The sequence below is a fragment of the Tateyamaria omphalii genome, assembly GCF_001969365.1.
GTDB classification, from domain to species: domain Bacteria; phylum Pseudomonadota; class Alphaproteobacteria; order Rhodobacterales; family Rhodobacteraceae; genus Tateyamaria; species Tateyamaria omphalii_A.
Map to the genome: position 1 here is coordinate 1,308,823 of NZ_CP019312.1, position 19,906 is coordinate 1,328,728.

Consider the following 19,906-nt stretch of genomic DNA (forward strand, 5'->3'; position numbering starts at 1 on the left):
CTATTCGGTTTAAGGCTTAAAGCTGCACATCCGAATTCCATGTTGAATCGATGGTTTTCGGTATAGCTATTGCGACGCCTCCTGAGTGACAGCGGAGGAAGACCTGAATGGCCCAATGGGCCGACAGGTTGTTTTACTGAGACAAGTCACAAGAAGACACTCGATACAATTTGTGCCCGGGCTTCGGTCGCGAACGCGCTCGGCGTTAACCTAGCCTCCACGACGTGGGAGCTCCAGATAATCCTCTCCCTCGCGAACCCATGATGCCAATGCGCACAAGTTCTCAGCGCGCACACCTTTTCCGAGCGCACATTCCCAGATTACGGCCACCCGAAACCTCATCTCCATCAGGGCGGTTGTCGCGTTTCGGTCGCGTTCAATGTTGCGTGCGAATTTTTCTTTCCAAAATAAGATGTTGGTCTTCGGTATCGTGGCGTGTCGACATCCTTCGTGGCGATGCCAGAAACAGCCGTGGACAAAGATCGCCGCGTTGTGTCGCGCTAGGACAACGTCCGGGCTCCCGGGAAGTCTTCGAACATCAACGCGGAAGCGTAGACCTCGAGCATGAAGATGTCGGCGAACCAGCAGCTCGGGCTTCGTGTTCCTGCGCGTGTTCGCCGCCATCATCCTCGACCTGATGGCCGAGTTGACGATATCTGTCATGAAGATGCCTCCTTTCGCATCTTTCCTTTCCCGATCTTGAGGTTCAATGTGCGGGGAATGAAGGGGAAATTTGGAATTATAGATCTATTCTCGGGGCCTGGTGGCCTCGGCGAGGGATTTTGTGCCTATCGAGAGGAGGGTCTTAGGCCGTTCGAGATAGATGTCTCGGTGGAAAAGGATCCTGTTGCGCACAGTACGTTGAGGTTGCGGGCGTTCCTGCGCCAGTTCGACGATGAATTTCCGACGGAGTACATCGATTTCCTGAACGAAGGCGGAGAAGAGCCGGATTGGGCAGACCTCTATCCCCGCGAATGGGCGCTCGCCGAACAGGAGACGCTGAACTTGACGCTGGGAGAGGCCGAGACCACTGCCGTCCTAGACAAGCGGATCGCGGAGATCCGGAAACGGCGCGGTGATCGCATCATCCTGATCGGTGGCCCACCTTGTCAGGCCTACTCCCTTGCGGGCAGGGGCAGGAAGCCGAGTGAGCTTGGATATGTGGCGCACGACGAGAATCGCCATCTGCTCTACCAAGAATACATCAATGTCTTGAGAAAGCTGCGTCCAGCGGCGTTCGTTATGGAGAACGTCAAGGGCATGCTCTCGTCCAGTATTGAGAAGCGCAAGGTCTTCGATCTGGTGACGGAAGACCTCCAATCGGGCGGTGGAGCGGCAGAATACGCGTTGTTTCCACTGAGCGGCAACACCGACCTACATGGACATGCCCAGCCGAAGGATTTCGTGGTCGCAGCAGAGGATCATGGCGTCCCGCAGGCACGTCACCGCGTGATTATCGTCGGCGTGCGGCGCGACTTGATTTCGGATGTGGATGGATTCGAGCCGCCTAAACTGGCTGGTGTCGCGCGCCGAACCACGGTTCGCGATGTCCTCTCCGAGATGCCTCCGCTCCGAAGCGGAATAAGTGCCCGGGGCGGACACGTTGACGATGTCATGAACTGGAAGCGGACGGTCGCGCTCGGGGCATCGAAGATCGCCGCGATGTCGCACGGCTTGCAGGGAGAGGCCGCGGGGAATTTCGATAAGGCTCTCGGCACCGTTGACAGGTCGAAGAAGATTACTGTCGAGAAACGCAAGGGTACGACAGGCGGTACGCTGTTGCCGGAAACCTGTCCTGAAGATCTACGCACGTGGCTAGAAGATGATCGTCTGGACAGCCTCTCGCTGCATGAAACTCGCGGGCACATGGTTGGTGACCTCGAGCGATATCTTTTCGCCTCATCGTGGGCCACTGCGACGGGTGCTTCGCCTAAAGCCAAGGACTTTCCCGATGAACTCGCCCCCCGGCACGACAACTGGAAATCGGGCAAGTTCAACGACCGCTTTCGAGTCCAACCTTGGGATCTGCCTTCATCTACAGTGACGTGTCATCTGTCGAAAGACGGACACTACTTCATTCATCCTGACCCGGCCCAGTGCCGCAGCATGACCGTCCGTGAGGCGGCAAGGTTGCAGACATTCCCGGACAACTACCATTTCAAAGGAAACCGCACTCAGCAATATGTCCAGGTCGGGAACGCCGTGCCACCCTTCCTCGCATGGAAGATCGCGACGGCTTTGCATCCGGTATTGGCGAAGCTCGTCCACGCGCCCGCAAAACTCGTCCGTGAAGCCGGGAAGGTGAAGATACCTGCATGACTGAACGGCCCGGTGATGGAGATGCCTCATATCATGAGGTTCGCCCGAATGCCGGGGCACTGATCGAGAGTCTTCGTGACATCGGCTACACCATGTCGAGCGCGCTGGCGGACATCGTCGACAATTCCCTGACTGCGGGTGCGACCGAGCTCTCGATTCGGGTTCACTCCAACCCCGACGATGCCGCCATCGGCATCGTCGACAACGGGGCGGGCATGACGCGAGAGGAATTGGTCGAGGCAATGCGCCCCGGGTCGCGCTCGCCTACTGAAGCGCGAAGCGCCGACGACCTGGGCAGGTTTGGCCTCGGTCTTAAAACGGCATCTTTCTCGCAGTGTCGGCGACTGACGGTGGTGACGCGCCGGCAGCGTGTTACGGCCGTGGCGGTCTGGGACCTCGATGTCGTGGTGAAACGAGATGCTTGGGTCGTCGAGACGCGCGAGAGCGCCGACGGTATCCGCTTCGCCGAATTGTTGAAACATAACGGCACGCTCATCCTCTGGGACAAATTAGACAGGGTCGGCCTTGAACTGGGTAGCCAGAATTTCCTCCGGATAATGAATGAGGCGTCAAGACATCTCGAGTTGGTGTTCCATCGGTTCATGAAGTCGGAACAGGGCCGGACGGCCGTTTCCTTCGATGTCAACGGACGAAAGCTGGCGCCGGTTGACCCGTTTGCCGAGTGGCATGATGCGACGATCAGGCAGGCCGAGGATCGCCGTGTTGTCGCAGGTGGCGCTGTCACTATTCAGGCATTCATACTGCCGCACCGCAACAAGGTGTCTTCCGAGACGGAGTGGAAAAAGATGGGCTTGGCCGATGGCCATATGAGATCGCAGGGCTTCTACTTATATCGCAACCGACGACTCATCCGGCACGCGACGTGGTTCAGGATGGCGCCACAGCACAGGCTTACGCAGCTTGCCCGGGTCCGGATCGATATCGGGAATGATAGCGATGCAGCATGGAAGATCGATGTCCTAAAAGCGTCCGCATCGCCACCGCCCGGGCTGCGAGATTATCTCCGACGGCTGATCGAGGGCCTCGGTGGTAAGTCCAAGCGTGTTTATCGCAAGCGCGGCGCGAAGCTGACGGATGAGAATCCTCTTCCGCTCTGGCAGCGGACAAAGATCGACAACAGGATCAGCTACACGTTGAATGGCGATCATCCTTCCGTTGCGGCATTCGCGGACACCCTCACCGAAGCGCAAGAGAACGCGTTTGGCGAAGTAATGCGGCTGTTCGCGGCGGGATTGCCGATCGAGGCGCTCTACCACGACATGGCGGAGCACTTCTCGGACATCAAGCAGGACAGTCTGGATGAGACCGAGCTTCGGTCGAGCGGTAGGCAGTTGATCAATCAGCTGCGGGAGATGGGGCATGAGGACAAAGATATCGCGGCCATGATGAAAGTCGTCCCGCCCTTCGCGGGTAATCAGCGGGTTATCGGCGAACTTCTCGGACAGGGGGGCTCGGAACCATGAATATCCTGACGCTAGAAAACATCCGCGGTCTGATCCGGGATTTCATGATCGTGTCCCACAGGACCGAGGATGAGCTGAGGTCCGAGATCGAGAAGTATGCACCGCTCGCGCGTGAAGAGGTAACAAGCGATGATCTTAACGATCTTTATGACGAGATGCGCATTCGCCATGGAGTCCTGATAGAGACCGGAGCGGCGCTCGTGGCTCCGGGCTTCGAGCCGTGGTTCGATTCAAGAAGGCGGAATGACACGGACTGGTTCTACTGGGACCGCTATCGGACACAGCTCGCCAATTCCGGCTTTCCGGGACCGGTTTTGGAGGCCATGAACGAGAAGACGAACCGGGTCATCGAGCTTTGCGGCGACCCGCGGGCGGATTCGCCATTCGACCGCCGCGGCATGGTGATGGGGGACGTCCAGGCGGGCAAGACAGGCAACTACACGGCGCTTGTTAGCAAGGCCGCCGATGTCGGCTACAAGGTGATCATCATCATCGCCGGCATCCATGAGAACCTTAGAAGCCAGACCCAGACGCGGATCGACGAAGGACTGATCGGACGGAACAGCGATTTCTCGCGGCTGGAAAATGCCCGTGACGATGGCCGCGTCGGCGTCGGATTAATAGATCCCTCCCGCGAGCCGAGTGCTATGACTACGCGCCAGGCCGATTTCCGGAAAGGACAGGCGGATCAGCGCATTCCTCTGGTGAACATGGAAAAGGAGCCTATCGTCTTCGTCATAAAGAAGAACGCAAGCGTCCTGAAGAATTTCCTCAACTGGTTGAAGGCCTTCAATCTTTCTCATGGCGGCGCGACGATCGACCAGCCGATGATCCTGATCGACGACGAGGCCGACAACGCATCCATCAACGTCGCCAAGGGACCCGAGGCTGTTTCACGGATCAACGGGCAGATCCGCGCACTGCTGAACCTGTTCAGCAAGAGTTCCTATGTTGCCTTCACGGCGACGCCCTTCGCGAACATCTTCATTGACCCGGACCTCCAGCACGAGGAAGCCGGGCGCGACCTGTTCCCTGAGCACTTCCTCATCGCTCTCGACCGGCCCGGAAACTACTACGGGGCGGAAAAGGTCTTCTTGGGCGAGACTGAAGATGAAAGCGGACGCCCGACACGTGACATCGAGGACAACGAGCCGCATCTGCCATTGAAGATGCCGAAGGGCCATCAGGTTCGCGACCTCCCAGAGAGCCTGATGACGGCGATCCGGACGTTCATCGTGGCTGGCGCGATCCGCGATTTCCGGGGGCAACGTGACAAGCATCACTCGATGCTGGTGAACGTCTCGCACCTGACATCCGTCCAGACCGATGTAGCAAACCTGATCCGGCACCGCCTGAACGAGATCATCCGACCCGCGCTGAACCTGCATTGCAATCTGTCACCTGATGAGGCGGAGATGAACGACGAAATCTCCGCAATGCGCGAGATCTTCGATGAAGAGTATGGGGATTCAGGCGTCGAGTGGGAGAACATCCTGCCGCTCCTAGACCGGGTGGCTGGACGCGCCGCCGTCTATGAAGTGAACAGCAAGTCGGGCGAGAAACTCGAATATCCGGAAGTCAAGGATCCCGAGAACGATCAGGTCACTGCGATTGCCGTCGGGGGGTATTCCCTGTCGCGCGGTCTAACACTTGAAGGGCTGACCATCAGTTATTTCCTGAGGAATTCGAAGGCCTACGACACACTTCTGCAGATGGCACGCTGGTTCGGTTACCGGCCCGACTATGAGGACCTATGCCGAGTTTGGATCAAGGACGAGGCACGGCGCTGGTATTCCCATATCGCCGAGGCGTCGGAGGAACTGCGCCAAGATTTGCGTTACATGGCGGCCTCGGGGGCAAGTCCGCGGGATTTCGGCCTGCGAGTTCAACGTCACCCATCCGCCCTTGAGGTGACGGCGCGCAACAAGGCCGGTGCAGGTCAGGAAGTTATCGTGGATATCAGCCTGTCACGAAGCCGCATCGAAACCACGGTCATCCACGACAACGGCCACGGCAATGAAGCCGAGGAGAACCGGCAAGCGGTGATCCGGCTGCACGAAAGCCTTGCCGATTATTCGTCTAAGATGGCCGGGGAGAGCAAATTATACGAGGCAATCCCTTCGGATATCGTCAAGGACTACCTTCAGGATTTCCGCAACCATCCGGATGCGGAGCGGACGCAGACAGGACCGGTGATCCGATACATCGAGGAGCGGGAGGACGAGAACCTCGACAAATGGGATGTCGTCTTCGTCGGTAGCGAGAAGGCTGATGCCGCAAATTGGGATGGCCTCGGCTACCCACTCCGCATGCAGGGCCGAACGCCTGCAGCCCGTGAAGGCGGCAGGATTGTCGCGACCAGCCGCCGTTTCTCATCTCGCGGAGTGGTTCGGTTCGGCATGAGCGGGGATGCTCTGTCCGAGGTCCGGGAGGAAGCTGCAGCGGAAGGCACGAAGAACATCGCAGACAGCGCATACCTCGCAAAGCGGTCTCGACCGGTCTTGGCAATCCACGTCATCGCGCTTCTCGACAAGGGCACCGGTGATCTGCTCGACGAGCCACCGGTGACGGCATGGACCATCGGTTTTCCGACATCGCAGAAGAAGGGAAAGACGGTGAGTTACCAAGTGAACACGATCTGGTGGCAGCAGAACCGCGGCGAGATAGACGAGGAAGTGGGAGAGGCTCTTGACCGTGAAGAGTGACGATCCATGGTCGGACATTCCAATATCGTCGGCCGGCTCCAAGCTGAATGGTAGACTAGTCTCCGAAAGCAGGCCTTGGGAGATCTTTCGGGCGATCGACTATCTTGGACGACGCATCCTGTTCCTTGTTCACGCGCCGTCTTCGGCCTCCGGGATCGTGCTTCCGAAGATGGCCGGCCTTGACGTCGAGGCGCGTGTGCGGACCGAAGACGACAAGGCCATCATGTCCGTAACGTTAGAGAATGCCGATGACGGGGACATTTTCACGCGCTTCACGGATGACATCATCCAGACTGTCGCGTCCGCCGGTGACGAGGTGACGGCGGTCCAGTCCTTTGTCGGGCGGACATGGAAATGGCACGCACTACTCAAGGGCGGAAGGAGGGCAACTCTCAGCCGCGAGGCCCAACTTGGATTGATCGGCGAGCTGTGGACAATCCTGAATGTCATAACACCCGCAAGGGGTCTCGACACGGCTGTCGAAGGGTGGCGGGGCGCTCAGCTGGCCCCCAAGGACTTCGAGCTTTCCGATCTTTGCATCGAGTGCAAGTCGCGCGGTGCGGCGTCAAGGAACAATGTACGAATCACATCCGAGCATCAACTAGCTGATGTGCCCGGTCATCAAGTAATCCTGCTCGTCCACACCTTCGCATCCGCGAGCAAGGACGATGTGGGCAGCCTCGATCTGCATGGGATCGTCGAGCAGGCACGATCCGCGATCAAGTCCGACGCACCGCACGCCTCGAGGGCATTCGAAGCTTCCCTCGACGAGGCCGGATACGACGACACTCATGAATACGAGGTGATCGTCCTGCATCGCGCGTTCGATGCCTATCATGTCGAAGAAAGATTTCCGAGGATTACTCCCGGGAGTTACCCGGACGGTCCATTGGAGGTGGCCTACGACTTGCCACTTGCAGACCTCGCACCGTTCCATATGGGCGAACATGATTTCCAACGTCAGCTTGTAGGCGAAGGCTGAGACATGAGCGAAACAGACCAATATGCAGAAATGCTCCGCGAGGACGTCCGGTTGCTCTCCGAGGCGAACGGGACGTCGATGGAGGAAGCCTTCTTTGCCCGCGTGACCGACACGATAACCGGATCGGGTGAGATCGACGCCTTGGAATATTTCCATCACCGGGGAACGCAACAATCCGGCATCAGGGTGGATGGATGGGGTGGCGATCCCAAGAAGTCGAAGCAATTGACGCTTCTCGTCATAGATCATGCGGATGATCCGGATTCACCGACACTGACCGGTACCGAACTGAACAACCAGTTCAAGCGCCCGCTCCGGTTTCTCAAGGCGGCCCTAGATGAGGAATGGCGAGACCGGCTGGAGGAGACGTCGCCGGGGTTCGAGCTGGCCGACATGGTCGCGGCCCGCTGGGCATCGGTGAAGAAGATCCGGCTGCTCCTTCTAACAGATCGCAAGCTCAGTAGCCGCGTCGATGGGCGCGAGATGACAGAATTCATGGAACGTCCGGTCAGCTACAGTGTGTGGGATGTCACTCGACTCGAACGGATAGAGAGCTCCGCCATGGGACGCGAGGACATCATCGTCGATCTAGAACAGCATGGGGGCGCGATCCCGGTCCTTCCTGCCCACATGCCGAATTCACCGTACGAGGCCTATCTTGCGGCACTTCCGGGTCCGGCTCTCGCCTCGATCTATGATCGGTGGGAGGCGCGGCTTCTCGAGCAGAATGTGCGAGTGTTCCTGCAGGCACGTGGCAACGTGAACAAGGGTATCCGCAAGACGATCGAGGAGGACCCCGAGATGTTCTTCGCCTACAACAATGGGATCACGGCGACGGCCGATGCGGTCGAGATCGAACAGCGTGATGGCGCCCCGATGATGACCCGCCTGACGAACCTGCAGATCGTGAATGGCGGGCAAACCAGTGCCTCCATCCACGCGGCTCTGCGCGCGGGGAAGGACCTATCGAAGACGTTCATCCAGATGAAGCTGTCGATCGTCGATGCCGAGAAGGCAGAGAAGATCGTGCCGGACATCTCACGGTATGCGAATAGCCAGAACCGGATCGCGGCGGCGGACTTCTTCTCGAACCATCCTTTCCACGTCCGGATGGAGGAAGTTTCGCGTAGGCTCTACGCACCGGCGAAGGACGGGAATTTCACGCAGAGCCGCTGGTTCTACGAACGTGCCCGCGGCCAGTTCGCTGATCGCAGATCCCGCCTCACACCGTCGCAGCGCCGCAAGTTCGACCTCGAACATCCACGGGCACAGCTCTTCACCAAGACCGACTTGGCCAAGGCCGAGATGACATGGCGAGGTCGTCCCGAGATCGTGAGCCTTGGAGCGCAGAAGAACTTTGCTCATTTCGCGCACGCAATCGGAAAGGAATGGGACAAGCGCGACGAGGTGTTCTCCGAGGAGTGGTTCCGGAACGCGATCTCAAAGTTGATCATCTTCCGCAAGACCGAGCGGATCGTCTCGGACGCGGCCGGTTCCTGGTATACCGGCGGTCTCCGTGCAAACACGGTCTGCTATGCGATCGCCAAGCTCGTCCATGATGTCGAGGAACGGAAACAGTCGATCGACCTGAAGAAGATCTGGAATGAGCAGGATGTGCCCGACGAGCTGGTTGGTGTTCTCGACCAATACGGGGAGGCCATGCACATGCATCTCCTGTCTCCCCCGGCCGGTGGCAGCAATCCGACGGAATGGGCGAAGAGAAAGGCATGCGCCGAGGCCGCGATGAAAGTTGAACTGGAGTTCCGCAGCGACCTATCCGAAATACTGATCGGTACGGCGGAACGTCGCGAAAGGGTTGCCGAGGGGCGCAAAGATCAGCGCATGGTAGACGGTATACAGGCGCAGGCAACGGTTGCGGAGATCGGGTCGGATGAGTGGGCATACCTACGGGACTGGGCGCGCAAGTCAGGCATGCGTCTCACACCCACCGAGAATGGTATCCTAGAAGCCGCTACCCAGCTTCGGCTGCGGCCATTGTCGGAGGCACAGTCGATCAAGGCGATTGCTGTGATGGAGCGGGCGCGACAGCTAGGATATGCCGAGAGCAGATGCGGATAGCAAAAAAAAGCGATCATGGGTTGCTGCTCCGGCAATCGTCAGGCCGTTAAGTTAGTTTCCTCTGCGCCAGAGAAATTGGTTAATGGGTTCCAATTTGTATTATCAGTTAACAAGAATCCGCGGCGTACCTGATCTTAGGAACCTAAGAGATGACGTCATTTCCTGTTCTATTTGTGAAATTGAATTTCTTGGCCAGAGTCCTGTGAAATAGCTGCGCCCTTCGTCTTCGTTTTTTACCGATCACCCGGAACGTCCATTGAGCCATATTTCACTGAACGATTTCGCTGGGGCGTAGTCCCATCTGTCATTCACGCGGGCATTCTGATTATGGCCGATCAGTGCAGGGGGGTAAAACGAACCATCGAAAACGAGGTTCCTGCCATGCCACCGAAAACCATCTCCTACCCCGTCCGCCACACTCGGGAAGTCGCCGAGGAAATCGATGCGATCGCCGCCTCCAATGGGTTTGGTACGCGCGCGAAGTTCATGGTCCACGCGGCCCTCAACTACAAGAAGGAGGATGACGAGGCAGTCGCCGTCGAACTTGCCCGGATCAGCTTCGCCCTCCGCCAACTCGACCGGGCCGAGACCGGGCGCGTCCACCTGCTGAAGAGACGCAACATCCGCGAGATCGAGCGCACCGCACGCGCCGCCCTCACGGCCGTCATCGAACGGAACGTCGGATGAGGCGGCATACGACATTCCATGATCAAGCGGTCCCGATCATGACCTACCTCTCGAAGGACGGGATGATCCTGTCCGGTTCTCTTCCGGTCCGGACATGGCGGCAGGCCTGCGAGATGTTCCGGCCCTTCGAGGCACCCCAAGGTTGGGGCCTCGTTCACATGACCCTCTCGATGCCGGCCGACATCAGGCTCACCTTCGAGAGCTGGGTCGCCGTCGCGCGCCACACCCTGACCGCAAGCGGACTGCCGTCAGAGTTGGTGCCATGGACGATGTGGGGTGGGGAGGCCACCCGGTGCGATCATGTGCATATCGTCTCCGCGCGGCAGACCGCCACCGGCCGCGAGCTGGAGATGCCGACGTCAGTGGCCTTCACGGATTGGCTGGAGAGGGACCTGTGCCAGCGCCTGAACCTGCCGGAACCAAAATGGCGTCCCGATCCAAGGCTCGTCCTTGCGCCGCCGATCGCCAGGCGCGCTCGTAGGAACGCAGGACAGGCCGCCTGGTTCGCCTCCGACCTCAACGCTGCGATCAAGGCGGCCCGTCCGACGACCATGGGCGAACTGAACGACGCGTTGAGTGGCCGGAGTTCTCCCTGGCGCGTCGAACCATCGCCCGATCGGCCCGGGTTGCTGGTCCCGACCAATCTCCTGACCAGCAAGGGGGTGAACCCGCGGGATGCCGGGGTTGCCTTCTCGTCCCGCATGATCCTGCGGCGGTTCGCGCTCGCCGCCCGATTGAGACTGCTCGGCATAGCAATTCTGCTGCGTCGGGTCGCCGATCTGCTCCGAAACACTCCGAACCTCATAAATCAACCCGAAGGAACATCCGATGCCCAAAATGATCAGCGAGCACGACCTGACACATCGCAAGATCGACACCACGCGGGAGGACGTGCGGAAGCTCCACCCGCTCCTGCAGCTCCTGGACTCGGAGGAGACGGACGTGACGGTCGAATTCGCCGAACGGCTGATCGGTCTCCTGATCGACGTGGAGGAAAGGCTCTCGCAGCAGACGGACGCCTTCACCCGGCTGGCGGACAAGATGGACCGTCTCAGCGAGAAACTCGAGGAGATGCGGACCGATATCGCATTCCTGAAAGGCGTTCCCGAACGCGAGTAGATTGGGTTGCCGCGCTCTACCGGTCCGCCCGGAAAGAGGGGCTCCCCGTCCGTCATCGCTTCGCCGCCAGCGGATCGATCATCCTGATCATGGGACCGGATGACGCCCGGGCCGCCGTCGATCTGATCGCCTGCGAGATCGTCGATGGAGCGGGCCAGACCGGAGACGAGTGGAAGACGTTCATCCAGACCTTGGGGGAGGCGACGGGATCCCGCATCTTCAGGGAAAGCCGATCGCCTGAATCGGAACTGAAAGCCGAAGACTCTCCCGAACCCTTCTGATCAGAAGAGCCGGGGCAGCTGCTCGATCGCGGCGACCTTCAGTCTCATCGGGGCTTCTCCGCGATAGACGGCGGTGTTCACGTCCTCGGTTTCCGATTTCACGTGGCCGACGAGATCGAAACGCGTTGCGCCGAGGACGTCAGAGTTGAACAGGAAGAAATCGTTCACGTAGTGCCGCATTGAATGCATGCAGAGCTTCCTCGGATTTCCGTCCAGTCTGCGCTTTAGCGACGTGCTCCACATATGGTCGATGCTGGCTCCGAACTTCTTGACCATCAATGCGGGGTCAGGGACATCCGCCCGGGCCGATCCCTTTTGCGGTTTTGGAACGACATCCGGGAACAAGAGACCGTGGCCGCGACGCTGCATATCGCTTGCATGGTCCAGCAGGCCAAGCTCGATCAGGTGCGGGTGGATCGGAACGACACGGGTCTTCTTGTACCGAGGATCCGTCTCGCCCTGTTCCTCCCCCTTCAGGCCCCGGTACTTGTTTGCCTGAATGACGATGCATGCGTGTCTCTCGATCTCCTGCACATCTGTCGCCTCGAGCCCTGCGATTTCCGCGCGGCGGGCGCCGGTGTAGGCGAGGATGAGCGGAATCCAATACCGCGAATCTTTCACGATCACCGTACCGGGCTTGTGACGGTCACCCTTGCTCCGTGCGCCCTGCCAGAGGCTGTGTCCGAACACCGTGGTCAACTCTGGCAGGGTAAACACTGATCGCTGATTGTGCCGGGATCCCTTTCCCTTGGCCTTTGGCTTAATTTTCTTGACGTTCAGGTCGCCATCCTGCGGATGTCCCTCCGACGCCGCGCGCTCAAGGAGCAGTTCGATCGACTTGACGTGCCTCTGCCGTGTCGTGACCCCGAGGCCCTGCCTGTCCTTGGGAAGGAGCCGTGCTTGCTGCATGATCTCTTCGATCGATTTCTGGCCGTCTGATGCGGATTTCATGAAGTTCGTCGGAAAACGCGTCAGGACATCCCGGAACCCGGACAGGTGGTGCTGTCGGATCTCGTCTACCCGCTGCACTCCGGATATGAGGCAGAAGAGCCTGACGCTCGTGGCGCGCTGCGCGATCGTCTCGGGTGAAAAGCCTTCCGTGAGGGCCATGCGCCAGAACACGCTCGCGATGTCGGCGCCGTCTGACACTGGTTCATGGCTCGAGGCGACGGCCTTTGCCTGCTCCTGCTGCAAACACAACGCGTCATTCGTCAGGGTTCCGGAAACTTCGCCCACACCTTCGGTGAACGCTGCGCGGGACGGGGGCGATGCGGCTTGCTCGGTCGAAGATGAGGATCTTTCGATGGAAGGAACCGCGATGGTCTGCGTCGCTGAAAATTCCGCCGGCGCTGGTGGTCCTGCAGGCGCGACCGGTTCCGTGGTGGTCCATGGCGCAATCGCGCTGCCTTCCACGAGTTTCCTTGCCTGTTCCGAAAAAGCGTTGACGCGCAACTTCGCGGCATCTTCGTGGGCTCCGAGGGCCGCCAACCGTGCATGCAGATAGGCCTCGATAATCTGGCATTCATGCTCACGGGAGCCGGGCTTCGCGCCGGTCACGGCCTCGAACTCCGCAAAGAGCTTCCGACGCATCTCAGACGACTTCAACGCCGACGCCTCATGCGCATGAAGCGAAACGGCCGCCTCGACGTCTTCTACGGACCAGGACGCATCGAGACGCACAGGCGGAAAAGCCGTGTTCAACCCATCGATTAGCAGGGCCTCCAAGACGACCCGCTGAACGGGCGTTGTTGCGTGCGATGCCTTTCTCCGCCCCGCGTACGCTTCCATTCGCTGGCTGCGCCTGACGCGGTTGATGGTGTCCAGCAGACGCGCTCGCATGTAGTGCGCGATCACCTCCTCGGGGAGCGGGTCGATGATGAAGATGAAGTCGTCCAGCACGGCGTCGAACTCTGTTATCAGTGTTCTGAGCCACGTATGCGCCGTTTTTGGGTCTGTCGTCCCCAAGGCGATGCGCACTGGGCCGATAGATGTGGATAACCCCGGAATACGCCGCCGGAAATGGAAGTGGCGACCGCTTTGGTAAAGGTAGCTATGAGATGGCATGACGCCCTCCGTCTGGAGGACACCCGAGCCCGACCTTGTGCGCCCGAAGTGCGCGCCGTGTGACATCTGTGTGCCACCGGAACGCTAAACCGGGCGAAAACCGCCGGAGGTAAATCCGAAAATTATACGTTTTCAGTATCTTGAGGGGAAATTGGCTCCGGCGGTAGGGATCGAACCTACGACCAATTGATTAACAGTCAACTGCTCTACCGCTGAGCTACGCCGGAACGGTTTGCGCCGTATAGCAAGGGCGATTCAGGTCGTCCAGAGGGATTTACGCGGCGGAGCGGAAAAAATTGCGGGCCGGTCAGAGGCGGGCGAACCGGGTGTCTCCGTTCAGGGGATCAAGCGGTTGGACACGGGATTTCCCCATCAGATCAATGAGATGGGCAAGGACGTTACGCATGGCGGCGGGCAGCAGCGCGGGCGGCGTGTCGGTATAGACGATGCGGGCGATCTGGTCGGCCGTTGCCGGACCCGCGTCAAGGGCGCCGAGGATGGCCGCTTCGCGTGTCATCCGGTGATCCACCAGCCATCGCAGCCGCGCGTGCGGATCGGCAATGGGCGCGCCGTGGCCGGGGTAGAACACCCGCCAGTCCCGCTGCATGAGCTTTGTGCAGGAGGCCATGAAAGCCGTCAGGTCGCCGTCCGGCGGGGACACGAGCGAACTGGCCCAGCCCATCACGTGGTCCGCTGTCAGGCAGGCGTCGCCAAACCCAAGGCTGATATGGTTGCCCAGATGACCGGGAGTGTGGATGACCTCCAGTCGCCATCCGGCGCCTGTGATCACATCGCCATCCGCGACTTGTTGATCGGGGGCGAACCCTGTATCAATGCCCTCCCCACCGCCCGAAAGCCCTGAATCCGCGAGGCGCTGCATGACCGCACTGCGCCCGGCTGTGGGCCCGCCAAAGGCCAGCACAGGCGCACCGGTTGCCTGCGCCAACGGGTAGGCGAGGGGGGAATGGTCGAGATGGCTGTGCGTAACGATGATGTGCGAGACGCGCTGGCCGGGTCCAACCGCGCCGAGGAGTGCGTTCAGATGCGCCGCGCTGTCCGGCCCCGGATCGACCACGGCAAGGGCCGTGTCGCCCACCAGATAGGTGTTCGTGCCACGATAGGTCATCGGCGACGGGTTCGGGGCCAGGATGCGGCGCAGGCCCGGCTCCAGCACCTCGGCGACACCGATGGGCGGATCAAAATCATCTGGCGGCTGCATGGCGTCTTTCGTCCCCGTTCCCGGCCCGATAGGGTCTAGCCCATGTCCTTTGCCTGGCTCAAACACTATATGCCGCGCGGCATCTACGCGCGGGCGGCGCTGATCCTGCTGTTGCCGGTGGTGGTGGTGCAGATCGTGGTGTCCGTCCTTTTTGCGCAGCGCCATTTTGAGGGCGTGACCGTGCAGATGGCCGACACGGTCGAGCGTGAGATCAGGCTTGTCCTGCAAGAGCTGGCCGACCTGCCTGCGGACGCTGACCTGCAGTTTGCCGTGGCCGATGTGGCCGATCCGCTCGACATGGGTGTGGAGCGCATTCCCGCCAGTGACCTGGACGCGCCCAACAGGCGGGACTGGGACGATTTTTCGGGCCTGGTCGTGATCCGCCGCCTGAGCGAACAGGTGCCTGACATCCGGTCCTTTGACCTGACAGGCGGCGCGACGGTTCGGCTGGCGGTCGCGTCCGACGCAGGCCCGGTGGCCATCACCTTTGACCGGCGGCGCATTTCGGCCCGCAACCCGCACCAGTTGCTTGTCTACATGGTGTTCTTTTCGGTCCTGACGACGATGGTGTCCTTCATCTACCTGCGCAACCAGCTGCGGCCCATCCGGCGGCTCGCGCGCGCGGCAGAGGCGTTCGGGCGGGGGCGCAACATGCCCTACACACCCGGCGGCGCGACGGAACTGAGGGCCGCCGGCACCGCCTTTGTCGACATGCGCAACCGGATCGAGCGGCAGATCGAAACACGCACGCTGATGCTGTCGGGGGTCAGCCACGACCTGCGCACGCCGCTGACCCGGATGCGGCTGTCGCTGTCGATGCTGGATGATGACGAGCGCAAGGCGCTTGAACAGGATGTCGACGACATGCAGGGGATGATCGACGCCTTCCTCGACTTTGCCAAGGGGGACGGTGAGGGCGAGCCCGAGCGCACCGACCCCATCGCGCTGGCCACCACGGTGGTCGAGGACGCACAGCGCGCAGGCCAACCTGTGACATTGAAAGAGGTCGAAGGGCAGGGCACCGTGCGCCTGCGCCCGCTGGCCATGCGCCGCGCGCTGGACAATCTGGTGTCCAACGCGGTCCGCTACGGCGGGCGGGCCGAAGTCTCTGTGCGGATCACCGACAAGTCCCTGCGCTTTCGGGTTGAAGATGACGGCCCCGGTATTCCCGAGGATCAGCGCGCCGACGCCCAACGCCCCTTTACCCGGCTGGACCTGGCGCGCAATCAGGACAAGGGATCGGGGGTGGGCCTTGGCCTTGCCATCGCGACAGACATCGCGCGGGGTCATGGCGGCACGCTCAGGCTGGGGCGCAGCAGCGCCCTGCGTGGGCTGCGCGCCGACATCGTGATTGCCCGCTGACCTGCCGCAGCGGCACGCTTGCCGCATGGGCCAAACCGGGACTTACTGGCGGCGACACAGAAACAGGAGCGCCCCACATGACCCCCTATGACATGATCCGCGACCAGCTGGGCAAGGCGGTGCCCTTTGCCAATCACGTGGGGATCGACCTGATCGAGGTGGGCGACGGGCTGGGCGTCGCGGCGCTTGACCAGCGGCCGGAGACGTCGAACCATATCCAGACCCAGCACGCGGGGGCCATGTTCACGCTGGGTGAGGCGGCGTCGGGCGCAGCCCTTGCGGGTGCGTTCGGTCCGATGATCTTTCAGGCCCGGCCCGTGGCCTCGGGTGCGCAGATTTCCTACGTCAAGATTGCCAAGGGGCGGCTTGAGGCGCACGCCAAAACCGAACGGCCCGGGTCCGACCTGGTCAAGGAACTGCAAGAGGTCGGCAAGACCGCCTTCGACATCAATGTCGATATTCGCGATGCGGAGGGTGATACGGTGGTGACGATGACCGTCGGCTGGCATGTGCGCAAGGCGTAGGGTCTTCGGCGAATGTGGTAGGCCCGGCAGGACTTGAACCCGCAACCAAAGCGTTATGAGCGCTCTGCTCTAACCAATTGAGCTACAGGCCCGCCATGCCCGATGGGTATGCGGCACGCAGCGTGGCGTCAAGACGTCCGTTGCACCCACGCGCCTGTTCGTCTAGCAGATGCGCAACCAGCGGACAGGGGCAGATCGGGGACAGCAATGGCGCAGGGCAAGAACGGGATGACATATGCCGAGGCGGGCGTGGATATCGACGCCGGCAACGCGCTGGTGGACCGCATCAAACCGGCCGCAGCGGCCACGAAACGGCCCGGCGTCGCCTCGGGTCTGGGCGGCTTTGGTGGGCTTTTTGACCTCAAGGCTGCGGGCTTTGTCGACCCGGTTCTGGTGGCGGCCACCGACGGGGTCGGCACCAAGCTGCGCATCGCGATCGACACCGGCAATGTGGACGGTGTGGGCGTCGATCTGGTGGCCATGTGCGTGAATGATCTGGTCTGCCAAGGGGCGGAGCCGCTGTTTTTCCTCGACTATTTCGCCACCGGCAAGCTGGAACTGGACCAGGCCGCGCGCATCATCGAAGGGATCGCGCGGGGCTGTGAGGCGTCTGGCTGCGCCCTGATCGGGGGTGAGACGGCAGAGATGCCGGGCATGTACCCGGCGGGTGATTTCGACCTTGCGGGCTTTTCCGTGGGCGCGATGGAGCGGGGCACGGCGCTGCCCGCTGACGTGGCCGAGGGCGATGTGCTGCTGGGCCTTGCATCGGACGGGGTGCATTCCAATGGCTATTCGCTGGTGCGCAAGATTGTCCACACCTCTGGCCTGGGCTGGGACGATGCCTGCCCTTGGGGTGAGGGGACGCTGGGCGCGGCCCTGCTGACGCCCACGCGGCTCTATGTCAAGGCGGCGCTGGCCGCGATCAAGGCGGGTGGCGTGCACGGGTTCGCGCATATCACCGGCGGTGGCTTGACCGAGAACCTGCCGCGCGTGCTGCCCGAGGGGCTGGCCGTGGCGGTTGATCTGGACACATGGACGCTGCCCCCCGTTTTCCAGTGGCTGGCGGCCCAAGGCGGGATGGATCAGGCCGAGATGCTCAAGACCTTCAACGCAGGGATCGGCATGGTCGTGGTTGTGGACCATGCGTCCGAAGCCACCGTGACCCGGGCGCTCGAAGCCGAGGGCCAGCGCGTCACGCGCATCGGCACGGTTGGCACGGGGCAGGGCGTTACCTATACCGGATCGCTTCTTTGAAAAAACGCGTCGGGATTTTCGTGTCGGGCGGCGGCTCGAACATGCGGGCGCTGGTCGAGGATATGGGTCGCGATCATCCGGCCGAACCGGTGGTGGTGGTGTCCAACAATCCGCACGCGCGCGGCATTACCTGGGCGCAGGATGCGGGTCTTGCCACTGTCGTGGTCGACCACTACCCCTTCGGCCGCGATCGTGCGGCGTTCGAGGCCGCGATCACCGAAGCGCTTGCGCCCCACGACCTGGACCTCATCTGCCTTGCGGGGTTCATGCGCGTGCTCACGGCCGGGTTCGTGACGCACTGGCGCGACCGGATGCTCAACATCCACCCGTCGTTGCTGCCCAAGTATCGCGGCTTGCACACCCACGCGCGCGCGCTTGAGGCGGGCGATACGGAACATGGTTGCACCGTTCACCTTGTCACGCCCGAACTGGATGACGGCCCGGTGCTGGGCCAGGTGCGGGTGCCCATCCATGCGGGTGACACGCCCGACGACCTCGCGGCGCGTGTTCTGGTGCAGGAACACAGATTGTACCCGGCTGTGCTGCGCCGCTATGCCGCCGGAGACCGCGCGCCCCTGATGCTCTAGCCACCGCTCGCGAGTTGGTGTAGGACCAAACAACCAGACGGTGAAAAGCAACAAAAAGAACCGCATATGAGAACCATCACGACAACGGACGCGCTGGCCGAATTCTGTACCCGGGCCCGCGCCCACCCGTATGTGACTGTCGACACTGAATTCCTGCGCGAACGCACCTATTACTCCAAACTCTGCCTTGTGCAGCTTGCGATGCCCGGCACGGAGGACGACACCGCCGTGTTGGTCGACCCGCTGGCCAAGGGCCTGTCGCTTGAGCCGCTCTACGCGCTTTTCCGCGACACATCGGTGGTCAAGGTGTTCCACGCCGCGCGCCAGGACCTCGAGATCTTCTATGTCGATGCCCAGGTCTTTCCCGAGCCGCTTTTTGACACCCAGGTCGCCGCCATGGTCTGCGGATTTGGCGAGCAGGTGGGCTATGAGACCCTCGTGCGCAAGATTGCCAAGCAGCCGCTGGACAAGACATCGCGCTTTACCGACTGGTCACGCAGGCCGTTGACGGACGCGCAGAAAACCTATGCCATCGCGGACGTGACCCATTTGCGCCAGATCTATGAATTCCTGGCCGCCAAGCTGGCCGACAGCGGGCGCGCGCGCTGGGTGTCCGAAGAGTTGCAGATCCTGCTCAGCCCCGACACCTACATCATCGACCCCGAACACGCCTGGAAACGGGTCAAGACGCGCACCAATTCCGCCCGCTTTCTGGCCGTGGTCAAGGAACTGGCCGCGTTCCGCGAGGCACATGCGCAGTCCCGGAACGTGCCGCGCAACCGGGTGTTCAAGGACGACGCGCTGGTGGAACTGGCCAGCAACAAACCCAAAAGCTACGAAGACCTGGGCCGCTCACGCCTGCTGTTGCGCGAAGCGCGCAAGGGCGACATTGCCGATGGGATCCTCGCTGCCGTCAAACGCGGGGTCGAGATGGACCCCGACACCATGCCGCGCCCCGACCGATCGCGTGAAAAGCTGCAGGTGAACCCCGCGCTTGCCGATCTGCTGCGGGTCCTGCTCAAGGCCAAGACGGAAAGCGCCGGTGTCGCGGCGAAGCTGATCGCCTCAGCCGCCGACCTCGACGCGCTGGCGGCAGGGGTGCGGGACGTGCCCGCGCTCAAGGGGTGGCGGTCGGAAGTGTTCGGCACGGATGCGCTGCGGCTCTGCGACGGGCAGGTGGCTCTGACAGCCAAGGGCGCCGACGTTCAGATCATCCCGCTGGACTGACCGGGACCGCACC

General features: G+C 61.3%; 16 protein-coding genes and 2 tRNA genes. 13 read left to right on the forward strand and 5 right to left on the reverse strand.

Annotation, left to right across the window (positions count from 1 at the left end; translation table 11 throughout):
- Positions 1 to 210: 210 nt before the first annotated feature.
- Positions 211 to 663, reverse strand: coding sequence for a very short patch repair endonuclease (locus tag BWR18_RS06520; RefSeq protein ID WP_076627229.1), 453 nt, complete (start codon positions 661 to 663; stop codon positions 211 to 213).
- Between BWR18_RS06520 and BWR18_RS06525 the strand changes: the two genes are divergently transcribed.
- The 8 genes from BWR18_RS06525 (at position 565) to BWR18_RS06565 (ending at position 11,656) form a co-directional block, all read left to right on the forward strand.
- Complete coding sequence (locus BWR18_RS06525; protein ID WP_254684941.1) at positions 565 to 2,319, forward strand: DNA cytosine methyltransferase; 1,755 nt, start codon at positions 565 to 567, stop codon at positions 2,317 to 2,319. The two genes, BWR18_RS06520 and BWR18_RS06525, sit on opposite strands and share 99 nt — an antisense overlap.
- Positions 2,316 to 3,803, forward strand: coding sequence for an ATP-binding protein (locus BWR18_RS06530; RefSeq protein WP_076627231.1), 1,488 nt, complete (start codon positions 2,316 to 2,318; stop codon positions 3,801 to 3,803). Before BWR18_RS06525 ends, BWR18_RS06530 begins: the two co-directional genes overlap by 4 nt.
- Positions 3,800 to 6,508: a Z1 domain-containing protein gene (locus BWR18_RS06535; RefSeq protein ID WP_076627232.1), complete on the forward strand. Its 2,709-nt coding sequence runs from the start codon at positions 3,800 to 3,802 to the stop codon at positions 6,506 to 6,508. The genes BWR18_RS06530 and BWR18_RS06535 overlap by 4 nt, the downstream gene beginning before the upstream one ends.
- Entirely contained in the window at positions 6,498 to 7,490 is a 993-nt protein-coding gene (locus BWR18_RS06540) for a PD-(D/E)XK motif protein (RefSeq protein WP_076627233.1), read from the forward strand. Before BWR18_RS06535 ends, BWR18_RS06540 begins: the two co-directional genes overlap by 11 nt.
- Before the next feature lie 3 nt (positions 7,491 to 7,493).
- On the forward strand, positions 7,494 to 9,569 hold the full coding sequence (locus BWR18_RS06545; RefSeq protein WP_076627234.1) for an AIPR family protein: 2,076 nt from the start codon (positions 7,494 to 7,496) through the stop codon (positions 9,567 to 9,569).
- Between the two features lie 381 nt (positions 9,570 to 9,950).
- Positions 9,951 to 10,256: a hypothetical protein gene (locus tag BWR18_RS06550; RefSeq protein ID WP_157598668.1), complete on the forward strand. Its 306-nt coding sequence runs from the start codon at positions 9,951 to 9,953 to the stop codon at positions 10,254 to 10,256.
- Between the two features lie 828 nt (positions 10,257 to 11,084).
- Positions 11,085 to 11,375: a hypothetical protein gene (locus tag BWR18_RS06560; RefSeq protein WP_076627237.1), complete on the forward strand. Its 291-nt coding sequence runs from the start codon at positions 11,085 to 11,087 to the stop codon at positions 11,373 to 11,375.
- A gap of 89 nt (positions 11,376 to 11,464) precedes the next feature.
- The gene (locus tag BWR18_RS06565; protein WP_076627238.1) at positions 11,465 to 11,656 is read left to right on the forward strand and encodes a hypothetical protein; all 192 of its coding nucleotides are present in this window, start codon (positions 11,465 to 11,467) and stop codon (positions 11,654 to 11,656) included.
- Here the strand turns inward: BWR18_RS06565 and BWR18_RS06570 are convergent, their stop codons facing one another.
- The 3 genes from BWR18_RS06570 to BWR18_RS06580 all read right to left on the reverse strand — a co-directional run bounded on the left by BWR18_RS06570 (position 11,657) and on the right by BWR18_RS06580 (position 14,939).
- A complete protein-coding gene (locus BWR18_RS06570; RefSeq protein ID WP_172839366.1) occupies positions 11,657 to 13,720 on the reverse strand; it encodes a hypothetical protein in 2,064 nt (687 codons plus the stop codon).
- Between the two features lie 152 nt (positions 13,721 to 13,872).
- Positions 13,873 to 13,947, reverse strand: a tRNA-Asn gene (locus BWR18_RS06575).
- Positions 13,948 to 14,027: 80 nt separating this feature from the next.
- A complete protein-coding gene (locus tag BWR18_RS06580; protein WP_076627240.1) occupies positions 14,028 to 14,939 on the reverse strand; it encodes an MBL fold metallo-hydrolase in 912 nt (303 codons plus the stop codon).
- A gap of 42 nt (positions 14,940 to 14,981) precedes the next feature.
- Between BWR18_RS06580 and BWR18_RS06585 the strand changes: the two genes are divergently transcribed.
- Positions 14,982 to 16,301: an ATP-binding protein gene (locus BWR18_RS06585; RefSeq protein WP_076627241.1), complete on the forward strand. Its 1,320-nt coding sequence runs from the start codon at positions 14,982 to 14,984 to the stop codon at positions 16,299 to 16,301.
- Between the two features lie 77 nt (positions 16,302 to 16,378).
- Positions 16,379 to 16,825 (forward strand): DUF4442 domain-containing protein, encoded by a 447-nt coding sequence (locus BWR18_RS06590; RefSeq protein WP_076627242.1) that lies wholly within the window; start codon positions 16,379 to 16,381, stop codon positions 16,823 to 16,825.
- 15 nt (positions 16,826 to 16,840) lie between these two features.
- On the opposite strand, the gene BWR18_RS06595 is transcribed toward BWR18_RS06590, so the two are convergent.
- A tRNA-Ile gene (locus BWR18_RS06595) sits at positions 16,841 to 16,917 on the reverse strand.
- A gap of 115 nt (positions 16,918 to 17,032) precedes the next feature.
- On the opposite strand from BWR18_RS06595, the gene purM reads away from it, so the two are divergent.
- The 3 genes from purM to rnd all read left to right on the forward strand — a co-directional run bounded on the left by purM (position 17,033) and on the right by rnd (position 19,893).
- Positions 17,033 to 18,079, forward strand: coding sequence for a phosphoribosylformylglycinamidine cyclo-ligase (gene purM, locus BWR18_RS06600; protein WP_076627243.1), 1,047 nt, complete (start codon positions 17,033 to 17,035; stop codon positions 18,077 to 18,079).
- Entirely contained in the window at positions 18,076 to 18,666 is a 591-nt protein-coding gene (gene purN, locus BWR18_RS06605) for a phosphoribosylglycinamide formyltransferase (RefSeq protein ID WP_076627244.1), read from the forward strand. The genes purM and purN overlap by 4 nt, the downstream gene beginning before the upstream one ends.
- 66 nt (positions 18,667 to 18,732) lie before the next feature.
- Entirely contained in the window at positions 18,733 to 19,893 is a 1,161-nt protein-coding gene (gene rnd, locus BWR18_RS06610) for a ribonuclease D (RefSeq protein ID WP_076627245.1), read from the forward strand.
- Positions 19,894 to 19,906 lie beyond the last annotated feature (13 nt).

Excerpts from the sequence above, each read along its gene's own strand:
- BWR18_RS06545 (WP_076627234.1), top strand. The coding sequence starts at position 7,494 with ATGAGCGAAACAGACCAATATGCAGAAATGCTCCGCGAGGACGTCCGG.
- BWR18_RS06580 (WP_076627240.1), bottom strand. The coding sequence starts at position 14,939 with ATGCAGCCGCCAGATGATTTTGATCCGCCCATCGGTGTCGCCGAGGTG.
- rnd (WP_076627245.1), top strand. The coding sequence starts at position 18,733 with ATGAGAACCATCACGACAACGGACGCGCTGGCCGAATTCTGTACCCGG.
- BWR18_RS06565 (WP_076627238.1), top strand. The coding sequence starts at position 11,465 with ATGGGACCGGATGACGCCCGGGCCGCCGTCGATCTGATCGCCTGCGAG.
- BWR18_RS06550 (WP_157598668.1), top strand. The coding sequence starts at position 9,951 with ATGCCACCGAAAACCATCTCCTACCCCGTCCGCCACACTCGGGAAGTC.
- BWR18_RS06560 (WP_076627237.1), top strand. The coding sequence starts at position 11,085 with ATGCCCAAAATGATCAGCGAGCACGACCTGACACATCGCAAGATCGAC.
- purM (WP_076627243.1), top strand. The coding sequence starts at position 17,033 with ATGGCGCAGGGCAAGAACGGGATGACATATGCCGAGGCGGGCGTGGAT.
- BWR18_RS06525 (WP_254684941.1), top strand. The coding sequence starts at position 565 with ATGAAGATGTCGGCGAACCAGCAGCTCGGGCTTCGTGTTCCTGCGCGT.
- BWR18_RS06590 (WP_076627242.1), top strand. The coding sequence starts at position 16,379 with ATGACCCCCTATGACATGATCCGCGACCAGCTGGGCAAGGCGGTGCCC.
- BWR18_RS06585 (WP_076627241.1), top strand. The coding sequence starts at position 14,982 with ATGTCCTTTGCCTGGCTCAAACACTATATGCCGCGCGGCATCTACGCG.
- BWR18_RS06535 (WP_076627232.1), top strand. The coding sequence starts at position 3,800 with ATGAATATCCTGACGCTAGAAAACATCCGCGGTCTGATCCGGGATTTC.
- BWR18_RS06520 (WP_076627229.1), bottom strand. The coding sequence starts at position 663 with ATGACAGATATCGTCAACTCGGCCATCAGGTCGAGGATGATGGCGGCG.
- BWR18_RS06530 (WP_076627231.1), top strand. The coding sequence starts at position 2,316 with ATGACTGAACGGCCCGGTGATGGAGATGCCTCATATCATGAGGTTCGC.
- BWR18_RS06570 (WP_172839366.1), bottom strand. The coding sequence starts at position 13,720 with ATGCCATCTCATAGCTACCTTTACCAAAGCGGTCGCCACTTCCATTTC.